General features: G+C 70.4%; 11 protein-coding genes. 5 read left to right on the forward strand and 6 right to left on the reverse strand.

Annotation, left to right across the window (positions count from 1 at the left end; translation table 11 throughout):
• Positions 1 to 47: 47 nt before the first annotated feature.
• The 3 genes from JHN45_RS05945 to JHN45_RS05955 all read right to left on the reverse strand — a co-directional run bounded on the left by JHN45_RS05945 (position 48) and on the right by JHN45_RS05955 (position 7414).
• On the reverse strand, positions 48 to 4052 hold the full coding sequence (locus JHN45_RS05945) for a type I polyketide synthase (protein ID WP_236583413.1): 4005 nt from the start codon (positions 4050 to 4052) through the stop codon (positions 48 to 50).
• Positions 4049 to 5809, reverse strand: a complete 1761-nt coding sequence (locus JHN45_RS05950; RefSeq protein ID WP_201048305.1) for a fatty acyl-AMP ligase — start codon at positions 5807 to 5809, stop codon at positions 4049 to 4051. Before JHN45_RS05950 ends, JHN45_RS05945 begins: the two co-directional genes overlap by 4 nt.
• 69 nt (positions 5810 to 5878) lie before the next feature.
• The gene (locus tag JHN45_RS05955) at positions 5879 to 7414 is read right to left on the reverse strand and encodes an acyl-CoA carboxylase subunit beta (RefSeq protein WP_200711178.1); all 1536 of its coding nucleotides are present in this window, start codon (positions 7412 to 7414) and stop codon (positions 5879 to 5881) included.
• Positions 7415 to 7660: 246 nt separating this feature from the next.
• Between JHN45_RS05955 and JHN45_RS05960 the strand changes: the two genes are divergently transcribed.
• Positions 7661 to 9301 carry a glycosyl hydrolase family 28 protein gene (locus JHN45_RS05960; protein WP_200711172.1) on the forward strand — a complete coding sequence of 547 codons (1641 nt, stop codon included), beginning with the start codon at positions 7661 to 7663 and terminating at the stop codon, positions 9299 to 9301.
• Positions 9302 to 9313: 12 nt separating this feature from the next.
• Here the strand turns inward: JHN45_RS05960 and JHN45_RS05965 are convergent, their stop codons facing one another.
• Both JHN45_RS05965 and JHN45_RS05970 read right to left on the reverse strand, forming a co-directional pair.
• A complete protein-coding gene (locus JHN45_RS05965) occupies positions 9314 to 9880 on the reverse strand; it encodes a dihydrofolate reductase family protein (protein WP_200711171.1) in 567 nt (188 codons plus the stop codon).
• Between the two features lie 408 nt (positions 9881 to 10288).
• Complete coding sequence (locus JHN45_RS05970) at positions 10289 to 11632, reverse strand: glycoside hydrolase family 125 protein (RefSeq protein WP_200711170.1); 1344 nt, start codon at positions 11630 to 11632, stop codon at positions 10289 to 10291.
• Between the two features lie 229 nt (positions 11633 to 11861).
• Between JHN45_RS05970 and JHN45_RS05975 the strand changes: the two genes are divergently transcribed.
• From JHN45_RS05975 to JHN45_RS05990, 4 genes are all read left to right on the forward strand, one after another.
• Positions 11862 to 12824, forward strand: coding sequence for a sugar ABC transporter permease (locus tag JHN45_RS05975; RefSeq protein WP_307783042.1), 963 nt, complete (start codon positions 11862 to 11864; stop codon positions 12822 to 12824).
• A complete protein-coding gene (locus tag JHN45_RS54325; RefSeq protein WP_200711169.1) occupies positions 12808 to 13719 on the forward strand; it encodes a carbohydrate ABC transporter permease in 912 nt (303 codons plus the stop codon). The genes JHN45_RS05975 and JHN45_RS54325 overlap by 17 nt, the downstream gene beginning before the upstream one ends.
• Positions 13720 to 13754: 35 nt before the next feature.
• Positions 13755 to 15053, forward strand: coding sequence for an ABC transporter substrate-binding protein (locus JHN45_RS05985; RefSeq protein ID WP_234468129.1), 1299 nt, complete (start codon positions 13755 to 13757; stop codon positions 15051 to 15053).
• 136 nt (positions 15054 to 15189) lie between these two features.
• A complete protein-coding gene (locus JHN45_RS05990; RefSeq protein WP_201048306.1) occupies positions 15190 to 16179 on the forward strand; it encodes a LacI family DNA-binding transcriptional regulator in 990 nt (329 codons plus the stop codon).
• 2 nt (positions 16180 to 16181) lie between these two features.
• Here JHN45_RS05990 and JHN45_RS05995 read toward each other — a convergent pair whose 3' ends face one another.
• Positions 16182 to 17351, reverse strand: a complete 1170-nt coding sequence (locus JHN45_RS05995; RefSeq protein ID WP_200711167.1) for a glycoside hydrolase family 76 protein — start codon at positions 17349 to 17351, stop codon at positions 16182 to 16184.
• Positions 17352 to 17415 lie beyond the last annotated feature (64 nt).

Below are 17415 nucleotides of genomic sequence, written 5' to 3' on the forward strand. Positions count from 1 at the left end.
GGGGCGGTGGTGCGGCATGGCGGCTCCTCGGTCGGGTCGGCGGGTCCTCAGGCCGGTGCGGCGGTTCCGCCCGGCGCGGCCAGCACCCGCCGCAGATGGGCGGCGATCTCGTCGACGTGCGGCGGGTCGAGCAGCGACAGGTGATGCCCCGACACCGGTACGACTGTCAGGCGCGGGCACACCTCGTCCCAGCCGAGCGCGTCGTCGTCCCGCTCGTACGCCGGGTCGCGCACGGTGTGCGGCGCCGGTTCCGTGGCCCGGTACAGCACCACCGGGCCCTCGTACCGGCCCGGGCGGTGCGCCTCGCCGATCCGCAGATCCAGGTAGGAGGCACGCTGGTGCTCCAGCGCTGCGGGCGACACCCGCACGGCCCCGCGCAGGGTGCGCAGCACGGCGTCGATGCGCGCACTGTCGTCGTCCATGGCCACCAACTCGTCGTACGGCAAGGACAGGTGGACGCCATACGTGTCGGCGACGTGCCGGGCGAAACCGGTGAGATGGGCGCGGACACGGCCGGGCCGGTGGAGGGGGCGTACGGAATCGATGAGCGCGACGAGTTCGACGTCCCGCCCGGCGGCGACGAGGAGGCGTGCCGTCTCCTGGGCGAGGAACCCGCCGAAGGACCAACCACCCAGCACACACGGTCCGTTGGGGTGGACGGCGCTGATCGCGTCGGCATAGCGCCGCGCCTTCTCCGACACGGTACGGGCGTCCTCGATCCGGTCGAGACCGTGCACCGGCCGTTCGTCGCCCAGGAGTTGGGCGAGTGCGCGATAGACGTCGGTGGTGCCGCCGGCGGCGTGGAAGAGGAAGAGCGGGGTGTCCGTGCCGCCACTGTGCAGCGTGCGGAGCGGGGACGGTTCGTCCATCAACTGCCGTACACGGTCCGCCACTTCGTTGATCGTCGTGGCGTCGAACAGGTCGCGCAGCTGCAGCTCGATCCTGAACTCACGGTCCAGGGCGGTACGGATCCGGACGGCCAGCAGGGAGTCCAGGCCGAGGTCGGCCAACGCGGTCGTGGGGGTGATGCGGGCCGTGGGATGACCGGTGACGGCGGCGATGTGGTGACCGACTCGGGCCACCACTGAAGCGGGTGGGGACTCCACGACAGGGGCGGGTCCCGGCGACCGATCAGCTGTTGCACGTCCCCGCCCGTCCGTCCACCAGTATCGGACGTGCCGCCAGCGCGGCAGCGGAAGGTCGACGACCCGACCGGCCGGTACCGGCAGCGACAGCCCCGCCGCGTACAAGGCGCCCAACTCCCCGAGAAACGCGGCGGATCCGGCCGCGTCGCGGCGCAGTGTGCCCACGGTGAGCGCGTCGGGCACGGTGTCGGTGATGGCCCTGGCCAGGACCGGATGCGGCGAGATCTCCACGAAGGCGGTACGACCGTCCACCGCAGCAGCCGCGAGAGCCCGGTCGAGCCGCACCGGCCGGCGCAGGTTGGCGGCCCAGTGCTCGGCGCCGAACTCGCAGGCGCCGCGCGGGTCGTCGAGGACGGTGGAATAGACAGGGATGCGCGGCGACCGTCCCCGGAGGTCCGCGAGGGCCTCGACCAGCTCCGGCAACAGCGGGTCCACCTGGGGCGAGTGTCCGGCGCCGACGACCCGCATGGCCCGGGCGGCACGCCCCCGCTCCTCCAGTCGCCGCACCAGCCGGGCGACCGCCACCTCGTCACCCGTGACGACCTTCTGCCGGGGCGAGGAGTGCACGGCGACGTGGACACCAGGGAACTCCTGCTCCAGGTCGGGCAGTTCACCGTCCTCCAGGTCCACGACGGCCATCGCGCCCCCGCGCAGCCCACCGAGCAACCGGGCCCGTACGGCGACGACCCGTGCCGCGTCCACCACGTCGAGCGCGTCCGCGCACACGGCGGCGGCCACCTCGCCCAGGGAGTGGCCGATCACGGCCGCGGGTTCGACGCCGTAGGACCGCCACAGTTCGGCGAGTGCCAACTGGGTTCCGAACAGGACTGGTTGGGACACGTTGAGCCGGTCGAGCGGACCGGCGGAGGCCAGGTGTGCGCGGAGGGAGAAGCCGAAGACGTCGGCGAGTTGGGCGTCGAGTTTCTCCACGGCGGCGGCGAAGGCCGGTTCCTCCGCGAGGAGTTGGCGTCCCATACCGGCCCACTGGGTGCCGTATCCGGAGAACACCCACACCGGACCGCCGCGCCCCACCCGGTCGCGGTCGTCGGTGACCACCCGAGGGTCCGGGGTCCCCTGCGCCAACGCGTCAAGTACGTCCGCCAGTTCGCGTCCGTCGCGGGCGACGACAGCGGCGCGTATCGGCCCGCGTCCGGTGCGTCCCGCGAGTGTGCGGGCCACGTCGGAGGGGCGGGCCGCGCTTCCCACGGGCGTGCGCAGCCACGCGGCGAGCCGGGCGGCGTTGTCGCGGACCCGCTCGGTGTCGAGGTCGGAGAGGAGATGGAGGCGGGCAGCCGGCTCCCCGGCCCCGTGAGCCGGAGGCACGGTCGGCCGCCATTCCTCCAGTACCGCATGGGCGTTGGTGCCCCCGAAGCCGAAACCCGAGACGCCTGCGGTGGCCGTACCGCCGTAGCGCGGCCAGGGTTCGGGCTCGGTGACCAGGCGCAGCCGTGCGTCGGGGAGTGAGGTGCCGTGCAGCGACGGCGGTACGAGGTCGTGGTGGAGGGCGAGGACCGTCTTCACCAGGCCGGCGAGACCGGCCGCGCACTCCAGATGGCCGAGGTTGCCCTTCACCGAGCCGAGCAGCAGGGGCTGTTCACGGTCACGGCCCGCGCCCAGCACCGCGCCGAGCGCGCCCGCCTCGATCGGGTCGCCCAGCGGGGTACCGGTGCCGTGCGCCTCCACGTAGTCCACGTGGGCCGGGGCGAGTCCGGCCCGTCCGTACGCCGTGGCCAACAGGGCTTGCTGCGCGGCCGGGTTGGGGGCCAGCAGACCGCCCGAACGGCCGTCGGAGTTGACCGCGGTGGCCCGGATCACCGCGAGGACACGGTCACCGTCGCGCTCCGCGTCGGACAGCCGTTTCAGCAGCACCGCCGCACAACCCTCACCGCGCCCGATGCCGTCGGCCGTCGTGGCGAACGGCTTGCAGCGACCGTCCGGCGCGAGCGCCCCCGCCCGGGCGAAGGCGACACCGACGGCGGGCGAGAGCAGGACGTTGACCCCGGCGGCGATCGCCGTGTCGATCTCGCCGTCGCGCAGGCTCACACAGGCCTGGTGCAGGGCGACCAGAGAGGACGAACAGGCCGTGTCCACCGCCATGTTGGGACCGTGGGTGTCCAGGACGTACGCCAGTCGGCCCGCCGTCACACTGAGTGCCGCGCCCGCCGGGGCCCAGGGGTCGACGGCGTGCGCGTCGGCGCCGGTGAGACGGCCGTACTCCGGGGCCGAGACGCCGACGTAGATCCCGGTGGCCGTGCCCGCGAGGGCCGTGGCCGGGACGGCGGCGTGGTCGAGCGTCTCGCGGACGACCTCCAGGAGGATCCGCTGCTGGGGGTCCATGACCACGGCCTCACGCGGGGTGATCCGGAAGAAGTCGGCGTCGAACCCGGCGATGTCGTCCAAGTAGCCGCCGTACAAGGGGGTTTCGGCGGGCGGGAACGGCGTGAAGTCGCCCCATCTGTCCTCGGGCACGCGCCTGATCGCGTCGACGCCGTCGATCAGCAACTGCCAGTAGCCGTCCGGTCCGTGGACTCCGCCGGGCAGCCGACAGCCGACCCCGATCACCGCGACGGGCTCGCCCGGCGCCGCCCGCACGGCAGGTGCGGGAACGCCCAGCGGGGAAGGGCGGGAGTCCGTACCGCACACCCGCGCAACCAACGCGTCCACGGTCGGCGCCTCCCACAGCAGCGTCGCCGGCAGGTCGTGCCCCGTCAGCAGCGACAACTCGCCCGCCAGCACGACCGCGTCACGCGAGGACATGCCGAGTTCGGCCAGCGGCCGGTCCGTCGCCACGTCATGCGTCGGCGTGCCGCACCACTCGGCCACCCGCTCCACGATCCGGGACCGCAGCGCGTTCTCGGCGGCGGCCGTCATCCGTTCCCCCGTCCCGCTCCCGTCGACGGCCGTCATCCCGCGCTCTCCGTCGCGTAGTCGCCCTCCAGATACCGGGCGCGGGTCAGGGCCCGTGACACCTTGCCGCTGGAGGTGCGGGGCACGGTGCCGGGGGCGACCAGGACGACGTCGGCGAGCCGCAGCCCGTGCCGCGCGGAGACGGCCGCGCGCACGGCACGCGTCAGGGCCGGTACGTCGAGGTCGGCGAGGCTGGTGGTGCGCGTGTGTTCGGCGACGACCACCACCCGCTCGCCCGCGCCGCCCACCCCACCCGTTCCGCCCGGCACCCCGAACGCGGCGAGCCGGTCCCGTCGTACGGCCTGATGCGCGTCCTGCGCGGTGGCCTCGACGTCCTGCGGATAGTGGTTGCGGCCGTCGACGACGATGAGGTCCTTGAGCCGGCCGGTGACGATCAACTGCCCGTCCAGGACGGTCCCGAGGTCACCCGTGCGCAGCCAACCGCCCGGCGCGTCGGCGCCGAGCGAGGCGCCGAACACCCGCCGGGTCCCCGCCGAGTTGTTCCAGTAGCCGCGCCCCACATTGGCGCCCTGCACCCAGATCTCACCGACCTCGCCCTCGGCCACCAGGGCGTGGGCGACCGGATCGACGATGCGCACCCGCTGCCCCACCGGAGTTCCGCACCCCGCGAGGAGCACGGCGCGTGGATCCTCGGGCCGCGCGGGCAGCGCCTTCCCGGCGGCGAGGGCGTCCCGGTCGAGGGCGAACCGGCCGAGCGGCCGGCCGGGCCGGGCGGCGCTGACGAACACGGTGGCCTCGGCGAGCCCGTACGACGGACAGTGCGCCTCCGCCGCCAACCCCTGGGCGGCGAACGCGGCGTGGAAACGGTCGGCGGTGCCGGGCCGGACGGGTTCGCTGCCGTTGATCAGCGCGGCGACCCCGTCCAGCCGCAGCCCCTCCTTCTGCGCCTCGGTGACGGTGGAGGCGCAGTAGTCGTAGGCGAAGTTCGGCGCGGCACTCAGCGCGCGCGGATGCGCGGCCAACAGCCTCAGCCAGCGCGCCGGTTCGTGCAGGAACGCGGCCGGGTCCATGAGGACCGACGGCACCCCGCGCACGACGGGGGCCGCGACGCTGAGCACCAGCCCCATGTCGTGGTAGAGCGGCAGCCAGCCCACGCAGGTCACCGGATGCGCGTCGGCGCCGTAAGCGGCAAGCGCCTGGCGGGCGTTGGCGACGACGTTGGCGTGGGTGATCTCCACGCCCGCCGGGGCCCGGGTCGACCCGGAGGTGTACTGGAGATAGGCGGTCGCGTCCGAATCCGGCTCCGGCGCCCGCCAGTCGAGGGCGGCGGTGTCCGGCACCCGGTCCGCCGCGAGGACTTGCACCTCCGCGCGCTCGCAGAAGTCCGTCACCTCGGCCAGGACCCGGCCGGTGGTCACCACGACGGCCGGGCGCGCGTTCCCCAACACCCCGACGAGCCGGTCGCCCTGCCCCGGCAGACCGGGCGGATACAGCGGTACGGCGACCATCCCGGCGGCCAGCGCCGCCAGGAACCCGGTGATGTACTCCGTCCCCTGCGGGCACAACAGGGCGACCCGCGCCCCGGGTTCGGCCTGCTCGGCGAGCCGGGCGGCCAGCGCCCGTACGCGCAGATCGAGCCGCTGCCAGGTCAACGTGCGGTGTACGCCACGGGAGTTGGGGGTGGGATGGTCGACGAAGGTGAACGCCCGGCGGTGCGGGGTGAGTTCGACCCAGTGCCGTACGTACTCGGGCAGGGTCCGGTACGCGGGCGCGAGCGGCGGGCGGCGACTGTCCATCGGACGGGCTCCTCACGAACAGCAGGGAGAGCGGCGGTGGAGTGGGCGTGCACGGGGCGAACTCGGCGGTCAGAGCGGGATGTTGCCGTGCCGCCGCTCCGGCATCGGGGCGCGCTTGCCCCGCAACGCGCGCAGCGCCCGGCCGACATGGGCGCGGGTGTCGCGCGGCGCGATGACGTCGTCGACGTACCCTCGCTCGGCGGCGAGGTACGGAGTCCCGTGCGTGGCCTCGTAGGTGGCGACCAGGTCGGCCCGCAGCGCCTCCGGGTCGTCGGCCGCGGCGAGTTCACGCCGGTGCAGCACGCCCACGGCGCCCTCCGCGCCCATGACGGCGATCCGCGCGGTCGGCCACGCGAGGTTGAGGTCGGCGCCGAGATGCTTGGAGCCCATCACCGCGTACCCGCCGCCGTACGCCTTGCGCACCACCACGGTGACCTTGGGGACGGTCGCCTCGGCGTACGCGTACAGGAGTTTGGCGCCACGTCGGATGATGCCGCCCCGCTCCTGGTGGACACCGGAGAGATAGCCGGGGACGTCGGCGAAGGTCAGCAGCGGGATGCCGAACGCGTCGCAGAACCGCACGAACCGCGCCGCCTTCTCGGAGGCGTCGATGTCGAGGACCCCCGCAGAGTGCAGCGGCTGGTTGGCGACGACCCCGACACTCGCCCCCTCGACGCGGGCCAGCGCACAGATGATGTTCGGCGCGAACAGCTCCTGGACATAAAGGAGTTCACCGTCGTCGACGACCGCGCGCAGGATGTCCCGCATGTCGTAGGCGTGACCGAGCCGGTCGGGCACGACCTCGTCGAGCGGGTCCCCGGCGGCGACGGCTCCGGGTGCGTACTCCGGGGGCCGCTCCAGGTTGTTGGCGGGAAGGTACGACAGCAGGTCGCGTACGGTGTCGAGCGCGTCCCCCTCGTCGGCGGCGAGGAAGTGGGCGTTGCCGTTCACGGAGTTGCTGGTGCGGGCGCCGCCCAGCTCCTCGGCGGTGGTGCGTTCGCCGGTCACCGCCTCGATGACGTCGGGACCGGTGACGAACATGTGCGAGGCGCCGTCCACCATCACGGTGAAGTCGGTGATCGCGGGGGAGTAGGCGGCGCCGCCCGCGCAAGGGCCCAGGACGACGGAGATCTGCGGAATCACCCCGGACGCCTTGACGTTCCGCCGCACCAACTCGGCATACAGCGCGAGGGAGTTGACGCCCTCCTGGATGCGGGCGCCCCCGGAGTCGTTGAGCCCCACGACCGGACACCCGGTCTTCAGGGCGAGGTCCATGAGCGCCACGGTCTTCTCGCCGAAGGCCTCGCCCATGCTGCCGCCGAAGACCGTGGAGTCCTGCGCGAACACACAGACCGGCCGTCCGTCGACCGTGCCGTACCCGGTGACGACACCGTCTCCGTACGGCCGTTGGGCACCGTCCCCCACCGCTCTCGCCCGTACGAACACACCGGTCTCCGCGAACGAGCCCGCGTCCAGCAGCCGTTCGACCCGCTGCCGCGCACCGAGCGCCCCGTGTCTTCTCGGCGCGCCCGTGACCACGGCCCGCGCCCGTCGCTCTTCCAGGTCGGCGATCCGTCCGGCGGTGCGGTCCGGCGCGGGTGTCACTGCCGTCAGGGATGTCGTCGCCTCTAGCGTCACAGCCACCTCCGAAGTGGTTCTCGAATATGGCAGCGATTCGGCGAGGGACCGGAGGATCGCCGTTCTGTTTGCGGGAGTTGAGTCCTGGGCGACGGAGGTTCGTCCTGAGGTGACAACGGATCGGCGAGGGGGCGGCAGGGGCTGGGGGGTTCCGTGGTCCAGACCATTGTGTTGTCATGGCGATGGAAACGTTGCCCTTCGGGAGGACACCGGATGAGATCACCACTGACGCCGATCGCCGGAGCCGAGAGCCCCCTCCACCGCCGAGTCGCCCTCGCACTCACCGCACTCCTGCTAGGCGTGGCGGCACTACTGGGAACCCCACACCCCGCCCAGGCCGCGGCGGGATCGGTGTCGGCGTACCCGGTCCCGTCCGTCTACCCGGCGTCCACCGACTACAAGTTGACCGTCAACGGCACGTCCGTACCCGTCACCAAGTACACGGGCTACGACATCGCCCAACTCGCCCTGGGGACCGGCACCGCCACCATCTCGGTCACCAAGCTCAACAACACGGCCGTCGGCGCGTACAGCATCAGCCCGCAGAAGCTCGGCATCACCGGGACCGTCAGCGGGCCGACCCTCACCTTCACCGTCCAGAACGACGAGTACCTGATCGTCAAGCTGGACGGCCGCCCCAACCTGGTCATCGCCGCCGACCCGGCCGAGAGGAACCGCCCGGCGACCGGCGGCACCGGCATCTTCAATGTGCAGAGCGCGCCCTACTCGGCCCAGCCGAACACCGGCACCTACACCACGACGGCCTTCCAGACCGCCCTCGACGACGCAGCCGCGTATGGCTCCACGAACGGCACCCAGGGCATCGTGTACGTCCCGGCCGGCGTCTACACCCTCGGCAACCTCTACCTGCGCAGCAACCTCGCGCTCTACCTCGCACCCGGCGCGGTCCTCCGCTACACGGGCGAGGCCGCCCACTATGTGGTGACCGGACACAAGAACTCCCAGGGCCGGGACCTGACTTGGTTCATCTCCACCCGGTACTCCTCGACGAACATCAAGATCTACGGCCGCGGCATCATCGACGGCAACGGCCAGGCCGCGCTCGCGCCCGCAGACCTCGGCGTGAACCTCCTCGCCCCGATCTACACGAGTGGCTTCACCGTCGACGGCATCACCTTCCGGGAGTCCAGCAGTTGGGCGGTCATCCCGCTGCGCTCCTCGGACCTGGCCTTCCGGAACATCAAGCTGTTCAACAGGTTCGACATGGGCGAGAACGACGGCATCGACGTCATGGAGTCCACGAACGTCACCGTCGACCACACCATCGGCATCGGCCTCGACGACCCGTTCAGCACCAAGACCTGGCCCGACGTCGCCGACATCTACAAGACGGTCCCCGGCACCGCCCGCCCCCTCGACAACGTCACCTTCAACGACCTTGTCTCCTGGACCTATTGCTACGGCGTCAAGGTCGGCCAGGGCGTCTATGAGCCGCAGAACAAGGTCACCTTCCAGCACGTCGTCGTCTACGACGCGGCCGTCGGCATCGGCGTCCACCACAAGTACGGCACGGCGGCCGCGACGAACCTCAAGTTCGACGACATCGACATCGAACGGCTCAGCTTCAGCAACGACGGCAACCGCACCTGGCTCGCGCTGATGACCGGCAACACGGCGGGCATCGGCCCGGTCACCGGCGTCACGATCTCCAACGTCCGTGTGCGCAACGCCGGTACGACCGCGGCCCGCATCAACGGCCTTCCGGGCGCGCCCATTTCAGGCATCACCCTGAGCCACATAGTGATGCCGGGTACGACGACCGGGGCCACGACCCCGGCCCAACTGAACCTCACCGACCTGTCGGACTACGACGGCCTGACGATCACGCCGTGAGGCCGACCGGGATCAGCGCTGGCTGGCGGGCTTGCTGGGCAGTTCGGCGCGACTGCCCTTGCACGAGTAGACGATCTCCACCGAACCACCAGGGAGCGCACGCTGGCGTTCGAAGACCAGCCCGGTGTCGGGACTGAGCATGGGCGTCAGTTGCATCCCACCGCCGAACAGCATCGGCAGCACGACCAGTTGGAGGGTGTCGAGTGCGCCGAGGGCGTGGAACGTCCCGATCGTTCGCGGGCCCCCGATGAGGTGGACATCGCCACCCCGGTTCGCCGAGCGGAGCTTCGCCAGCAGCCGCACCGGGTCACTGTCGGTGACGACATGGTCAGGGGTGCCGTCCGGACGGTGCGAGCCGAGGACGAACACGTCGAGGTCCGGCCACGGCCAGCGGTTGTTGGCGAGCGCGGGCTCGAAGGTGGTGCGGCCCATCAACGCCGCCTCGCAGCCTTCGAGGAACTCCCGGATCCCGTGGCTCTGACCGGAGACGAACGCGGGGTCGGCGCTCTGGGCGGGCCACCCGTTCGGCGTGGTCACATAGCCATCGGCACTCATGCCCAAACGGGCGTGGATCTGCATGATCTCTCCTCGGGGCGTCCGGCGCCGGCCATACGGTCGGCAACCCGAACCTCTCGTCGACGAATGGACAGTACTTGCTGATCACGGAGCCGCGGCCCCTCCGGATTCCCTCGCGGGTCGCGCCTTCACCCATACGTCGAACGGGGGATCCGCGGATCGACACGCCGCCTCGACCAAGATGCAGTTCATTTCGGTGGCGGCACGACAAGCGGGGCTGAGTACACAGCGGCGTACTCACCGGACGGCGGCGTGCTGACTGCTCGCGGCCCCCGAAGGGCCGGAGGGACCGGTCGTCGTGTCCAGGACCGGCCGCGTCACCGAGGGTGGCTGGGCCGGGTCACCGACTTGGTGCGACGCGACCGTGCTGGGGACGAGTAGGCGTCGGTCGGGCTCGATGCCTTCGCAGTTCTAGGGAGAGAGGAGCCCCCGAGCCCCCGGCAGCGCCCGTGGATGCACCGGAAACAGCTGCCGCACCCCCTCCCCGCACACCTCAAGCGCGAGCTCGCAGAACATCGCGTTGGCCCAGCCGAACCACTCCCGGGTGAAGCGGCCGGGGGCGTCGACATGGAAGCTCTCGTGCATCAAGCCGGTACCGGCGGTGGTGGCCGCCAGGATCTCCAGGGCCCGACCCGCCTCGCCCTCGTCCCCGGTAAGGCCGGCCGTGGCGATCGCCAGCGGCCAGACATGCCGGTCGGGTGTGTGCGTGCTGCCGATTCCGGACGCGTAACTGCCGCTGAAGTACGAGGGGTTGGCCTCGGAGAGCGCGAAGCTCCGAGTCGCCCGGTACAGCGGGTCCTCCGGCGCGCACCAGCCGCTCAGCGGAAGGCTCAGCAGACTCGGCAGGTTCGCGTCGTCGCAGAGCAGTGCCGCCCCGAGGCCGTCCACCTCGTACGCGAGGACGGCGGACCTGTCGACCTCGGTCACCGCGTGCGCCAGGATCCCGGCGTCGATCTCGTCCGCCAACCGCCATGATTCATGGGCCAGTTCGGTGTCGTCGAGAACCGCAGCGGCCAGCTCCGCCAGCCCGTGCAGGCTGGCCGACGCCAGCGCGTTGGCAGGCACCAGATAGCCGTGGACGCACGCGTCGTCGCTCGGCCGGAAGCCCGACCACGTCATACCGGTCCAACCCACCGGCGCGCCACGGCCGTTGAGCGGCAGACTGTCACCGGCGAACGGGCCGGACGGGCGGACGAACCCGTAGGGCGAGTCCCGTCCGTGGGACTGCTCCGCCCGCCACAGTCTTACGATCGTCCAGGCCGCGCGGTGGAACGCCTCGTCGAGGTGATCCTCCCGGCCGGTCGCCCGCCGGATCGCGTACGCCAGCTGCAACGGCGCGCAGAGCGAGTCGAGTTCGTACTTGCGCTCCCAGATCCAGTCGCCCGGAGCGGGCTGGTCGGAGGGTTCGCCGTGCGCGCCGGTCGGGCCGTCGTTGAAGGCGTTGGCGTACGGGTCCAGCAGTACGCAGCGGATCTGCCGGCGCGAGACGGCGGCCAGGACGTCACCGACCGCCGGGTCCGTGGCCACCGCGAGGTAAGGGCGGACCTGTGCCGTGCTGTCGCGCAGCCACATCGCCGGGATGTCACCGGTCTTGACGAACACCTCGGGGCCGTACGCCGACGCAGTGCCCCAACTCATCGACGTCGTCCACGTGTTGGTCAGACACCGCTCGACGATGTCCGCCGCCGCACCGCCCCGCAGCCCGTCGGCCAGTCGCCGCCCGAGCGTGCTCAGCGACTCCGGAACTGCCCACACTGTTCCGGATGTTGACCCGGGAAACGTTACCATCGCGCCTCTTGACTCCCTCATGTGGCGTGCGCCACGGTGTGATCGCCAGGGAATGGAAACGTTACCTTGCGGCGGTCGACGACCACCAGACGGTCGGGTCGGCCCCGGTCCGGGTCTTCGTCAACTCCTCGGAGGAAGAAGGTGAGCGCGTGTGACAGCCGCTCCGCACCAAGAGACGAGAACCACCGCACCACCCGTGGACCGACCGCCCGACCGGGGGAGCCCGGGGCGCTTCGGACGCCCCTGGCGACGGCGGCGCAGGCGGTCCTCGGACACCCTGGCCGCGTACGTGTTCCTGGCCCCGGCGCTCATCGGCTTCACAGCGTTCGTCGTCTACCCGCTGTTCCGGTCCGCCTACTTCGCGCTGACCAGCTACAACGGCCTGTCGGACCCGAAGTTCATCGGCCTCGACAACTTCCGCCGGATGTTCACCACCGACCCGTCCTTCTGGCCCTCGGTGCGCGCCACCCTGCTGCTCGTCGTCCTGTACGTGCCGCTGTCGCTGGCCATCGGACTGGCCCTGGCGGTGTTCTGCAACCAGCGGATGCGGGGCGTCAGCCTGCTGCGCACCCTGTGCTACCTGCCGGTCGTCCTGCCCGTGGTCGCCACGATCACGCTCTGGAAGTTCGTGTTCAACCCCCAAGTCGGCCTGGCCAACCAGGTGTTGAACTGGCTCCACCTGCCCACCAGCGAGTGGCTGTCCGGGGACAACTCGGCGATGCCGTCGATCGTGATCGTCATGCTGTGGAGCGTCGGCTCCACGATGATCATCTTCCTCGCCGCGCTCCAGGCGGTCCCCACCGAGCTGTACGAGGCGGCCAGACTCGACGGCGCAGGGCCCCGCACAGTGTTCTTCCGCATCACCCTGCCGCTGATCAGCCCGATCATGCTGCTCCAGGTGGTCATGCAGATGGTGACGGCCCTCCAGGCGTTCAACCAGCCGAAGATCCTCTCGCCGGACAACCAGGGCGGACCCGGGTTCAGCACCAGGACGCTGATGCTGTCGATCTACAACAACGGCTTCCCCAAGCTCGGTCAGGTCTCCCAGTTCGGCTACGCCTCCGCCCAGGTGTGGGTGCTCTTTCTCGTCATCGTCGTCGTGATCGCCGCGACCGCCCGCTTCTCGTCGATTTGGACCTACAGTGACCACGTCTCCTGACGTCACGAGGGCGCCGGCGACGGCGCCGAAGCCGGCCGCCCCGGCCAGGCCGCGTGGTCGGGCCGTACGCACGGCGTCCTGGTACGCCGTCGCGCTGCTGATCGCCTCGGTGATGATCGTGCCCATCCTCTGGATGCTCACCGTCGCGCTCAAGGGCCCCTCGGCGGTCTTCGAGGTCCCGCCCCGGCTCCTGCCCCACGAGTTCCACTTCAGGAACTTCGTCGACGGGCCGAAGGTCATCCACTTCCCGCGCCTGTTGCTCAACTCCCTTGTCATCACCGGCCTTTCGGTGATCGGCGGCGTGATGACCTCGATGATGGCGGGCTACGCCCTGGCCCGGCTGCGCTTCCCCGGCCGCAAGGTGTGGTTCTACGTCTTCGTCGGCAGCATGCTGCTGCCCCCGGTGATCGGCATCATCCCGCTGTTTCAGCTCTTCAAGGACATCGGCTGGTACGACACCTGGCTGCCGCTGATCGTCCCGGCCTTCCTCGGCGGCAATCCGCTCTTCATCTTCCTGGCCCGGCAGTACTTCCTGTCGATCCCGCACTCCATCGACGAGGCGGCCAAGGTCGACGGCGCGGGGCACGTCCGGATCTTCTTCAGCGTGATGCTGCCGATCACGAAGCCTGCCTGGATAACGATGTCAATCCTGGCCTTCCAGATGTCCTGGAACGACTACCTCAACCCATTGATCTACCTGTACTCGTCCCAGAAGTGGCCGCTGAGCGTCGGCATGGCCTCCTTCGTCACCCAGTTCGCAGGCCAGACCCCGGACTGGAACCTCTACATGGCCACCAACCTGCTCTACATGCTCCCCCCACTGGCCGTGTTCTTCGTCGCCCAGCGCTACTTCATCCAGGGCCTGAGCGCCCTGGGCACCGTCAACCAGCGCTGAACCGCGCCCAGTTCCGACCCAGTTACCAGGAGGCCATGATGAAACGATGGACCCGTCTCGCCGGAGCGCTGCTGACGGCGGGGGGACTGCTCGCCACGGCGGCCTGCGGCGGCTCGTCCGGGAAGCAGTCGGACGGCAAGGTGACGGTGACCCTCATGACCTGGGAGTCCGCCACCACCAACAAGGCCATCGACCAGGCCCTGACCGGCTTCCACGACCCGAACATCACGGTCAAGCGCGTCGACACCCCCAACGGCAACTACAGCGACAAGCTCGCCGCCCTCACCCAGGCCAAGAAGCTGCCCGACCTGTTCTGGTGCGGCAACGACACCGAGCAGCAGTACACCAGCCAGGGCCTCCTCACCGACTGGGCCTCCCGGCTCTCCGGCTCCACCGACTTCGGCGCGAGCAGCTTCGTCTCCTCCACCATGAAGAACTGGAAGACCGCCGACGGCAAGATCGGCGGCGTCCCGTCCCTGCTCAACACCTACGGCATCTGGTACGACGTCGACGCCTTCAAGGCCGCCGGTCTCACCGTCCCCGCGGCCGGCTGGACCTGGGACCAGATGTTCGCCGACGCCGCGAAACTGCATGCGAAGGGCGCCAAGTACGGCCTCGTAGCTGATGCGTTGACGTCCACGGACGGCCCGTTCTCGCTCAGCACGTACTCACTGTCGGCGGGCGGCGCGCCGTTCGCCGACGACGTCCACCACCCCACGAAGACGACCATCGACACGACGTACACCGAAGGCGTCGGCAAGGTCGTGGCGGCGATCAAGAGCGGGGCCATGGCACCGCCCGGCTACGACATCAGCAACCAGCAGGCGCTGTTCGCCGCCGGACAGATCCCGATGCTGTGGAGCGGCCAGTGGCTCGCGGCCGGCTTCCTCACCGACAAGCCGAAGATCAAGTACGGGTTCGCCCCGCTTCCCCAGCAGACGAAGCCGGCCACCCTGTACGACGCGGTGGGCATCTGCACCCCGTCGTACACGCAGAACGCGGACGCCACCTTCAAGGTCCTGAAGTACCTCGACTCCACCGTGTGGACGAAGGTGCTGCCCGACTCCCCGGTCGCGGCCCCGGCCTATCTCTCGGCGCAGAGCGCCTACTACGGCGCGCTGGACAAGGCCGGCCTCACGACCGTCGAGTCCACCGTCAAGGCGGGCCTCAACACCCCGACCACCATCGGCGTCCGCTTCACCACCCAGTGGGCCAGTCAGTCGAACGACTTGATCACCGCCTACTGGCCGGACATCCTCAACGGCAAGAAGCCGCTCTCCGACCTCCAGACGATGACCGGCAAGATCAACGATGTGATCAAGAGCAACGGTTAGGGCCGCAGGCCGAGCGGCGGGCCGGGACCCGAAACGTATCCTGGGAGCGGTCCCGGCCCCCCGGTACGCGATGGAAGGTTGGTCTTCAACTCACGTGAGAAGTCGTCCCCCGCACAGCCAGAACACCAGGCCCACGATGCGCGACGTCGCGGAGCGCGCCGGAGTCGCCGTAGTCACCGTCTCCCGCGTCGTCAACGGCATCGGCACGGTCCGCGAGGAGACGGCCGAGCGCGTGAACGCGGCGATCACCGCCATCGGCTACCAGCGCAACGAGATCGCGCGCTCCCTGCGCCCCGGCCAGAACTCGATGACCATCGGCCTGCTGCTCGGCGACCTCACCAACCCGTTCTACGCCTCCCTCGCCAAGGCCGCCGTCGAGGTCGCCAACGAGGCGGGCTACGCAGTGCTGTTGAGCACCGCCGACGAGGACCCGGAGGTGGAGCGCCGGGCCGTGGGCGAGCTGATCGGACGCCGGGTCGCCGGGCTCATCATCGTCCCGGACCAGGGCGATCACGCCTTCCTCAACGAGATCAACGGCCACGACCACGTGCCCATCGTCTTCGTCGACCGGCCTGCCACCGGCGCCGAGGCCGATGTCGTCCTCGTCGACAACGAGGAGGGCGGACGCAAGGCCACCCAGCACCTCGTCGACCAGGGCCACCGCCGGATCGCGATCCTCGTCGCGCCCTCCTACTACAGCACCGGCCGACGGCTGCGCGGCTACCGCAAGGCGCTGCGCCGCAGCGGCATCGAGCCCGACAACGACCTGGTCGTCACCCTGCGCGCCGGCACCACGGAGGAGGCCGAGTCCGCCACCCGCACCCTGCTCACCTCCGCGCACCCTCCCACCGCGGTCTTCTCCACCACGGGCTTCCTCACCGAGGGCGTGCTGCGCGCCTGTCGTGAGCTCCAAGTCTCGGTGGCGGTAGTGGGGTTCGACGACTTCAAGCTCGCCGACATGCTCCCCACCCCGGTCACCGTCGTCACCTCCGACACCGAGGAACTCGGCCGCAGGGCCGCCCATATCCTGCTGGACCGCATCGACGGCGACGACTCCCCCTCCCGACGCACGGTCCTCCCGGTCGAGTTGATCGCGCGCGGCACGGGGGAGATCGGGCACCCGTAACGTCAGTACAGCGTCCGCCACTTGGCACGCGGCCAGGCGAGCACGGCGTAGAGCTGCGCCAGGGCCGCCTGCTGGATCGCCTGGGTGCCACCGGCCGTGTCGAAGTGCACGAGCCCGGTGGCGGGGTCCCGCATCGTGTCCCACACCTGGTCGGCGTAGTCGGCCATCGCCCGGTGATAGGTGTTCTTCCCGGTCACCGATTCCAGGAGCAGCAGGTTCTTGAAGAAGATCGAGTTGAAGAACACGGGCTGCGTGAACAGCCGTCCCTGCGTGACGTAGTAGGCGTACGCGGCGGCGGCAACCCGCTCCGCCTCGCGCAGATGGGTACGGTCACGGGTCACCTGGTACAGCAGCACCGCGACACCGACCGGCACGCCCTGGTTGTAGGACCAGAAGGTTTTCTCCACGGTCCCCTGGAGGTCAAGATGGTCCCAGTACAGGCCACTTGGGCTCTGGAGATGTGTGTTCGTCCAGTCGTGGAAGCGCTTCGCCCAGTCCAGGTAGTCCGCCTCGCCGGTGATCTGGTGCAGCCGCAGGGCTAGTTGGGCGCCCGGCATGTTGGAGACGGTGTTGCGGTCGTGGCTCCAGTCGGCCTGCGTCCAGAAGACCCCGCCCGGCGCGGCATGACCGCTGTCGGTGTCCCAGCCGGACCTGACCAGGGCGAAGATCTCCTTCGCGCGGGCCAGCGCGGCGGTGTCCCCGGTCTGCAGATACCGCTGGACCTTCGCCAGGCCGACCCATTCGTTGTCGTCGTAGAACATGTCCCCGCCCGAGCCGTACGGCGCGACGGGGTAGGAGGCGTAACCGGGAAGGCCGGTGGTGCCTCCGCCTGGCTTCCAGTAGTGCTCCTGCGCCGCCGCCCGTCGGGCCAGTTCCGGCTCCAACTCCCCGTCCACGGCGGTGAGATCGAGAGCGGCGATGTGCGCCTGCGAGAAGGGCCATTCGTACGAGTACGGGTTGTCGCCGGCCGCCGCCGGGAACTGCTCGCGGACGAGCCCGGAGCCGTCGGTCGTGTCGAAGTGTCTTCTCAGCGCGGAGTACGCGTCTCTCGCGCGGAACAACGCCTTTGCGGAGCTGGGCCGTTCGGCCGCGTCCGCCGGTGTGACGGCCGTTGCCGTCAGTGCGGCCAGACCGGAGCCGATCATCACTCGCCGGGAGGGGCGCAGGGACATGGTGGCCTCCAAGGGTGCGGGTGATGGAAACGTTGCCATCGACTCAGGAGGCCGTCAACGCCTC

The sequence above is a fragment of the Streptomyces sp. MBT53 genome, assembly GCF_016654115.1.
GTDB lineage: Bacteria > Actinomycetota > Actinomycetes > Streptomycetales > Streptomycetaceae > Streptomyces.

Coding starts and splice junctions, on each gene's coding strand:
- JHN45_RS05945 (WP_236583413.1), bottom strand. CDS start 4,052: ATGACGGCCGTCGACGGGAGCGGGACGGGGGAACGGATGACGGCCGCC.
- JHN45_RS05950 (WP_201048305.1), bottom strand. CDS start 5,809: ATGGACAGTCGCCGCCCGCCGCTCGCGCCCGCGTACCGGACCCTGCCC.
- JHN45_RS05960 (WP_200711172.1), top strand. CDS start 7,661: ATGAGATCACCACTGACGCCGATCGCCGGAGCCGAGAGCCCCCTCCAC.
- JHN45_RS05965 (WP_200711171.1), bottom strand. CDS start 9,880: ATGCAGATCCACGCCCGTTTGGGCATGAGTGCCGATGGCTATGTGACC.
- JHN45_RS05985 (WP_234468129.1), top strand. CDS start 13,755: ATGATGAAACGATGGACCCGTCTCGCCGGAGCGCTGCTGACGGCGGGG.
- JHN45_RS05990 (WP_201048306.1), top strand. CDS start 15,190: ATGCGCGACGTCGCGGAGCGCGCCGGAGTCGCCGTAGTCACCGTCTCC.
- JHN45_RS05995 (WP_200711167.1), bottom strand. CDS start 17,351: ATGTCCCTGCGCCCCTCCCGGCGAGTGATGATCGGCTCCGGTCTGGCC.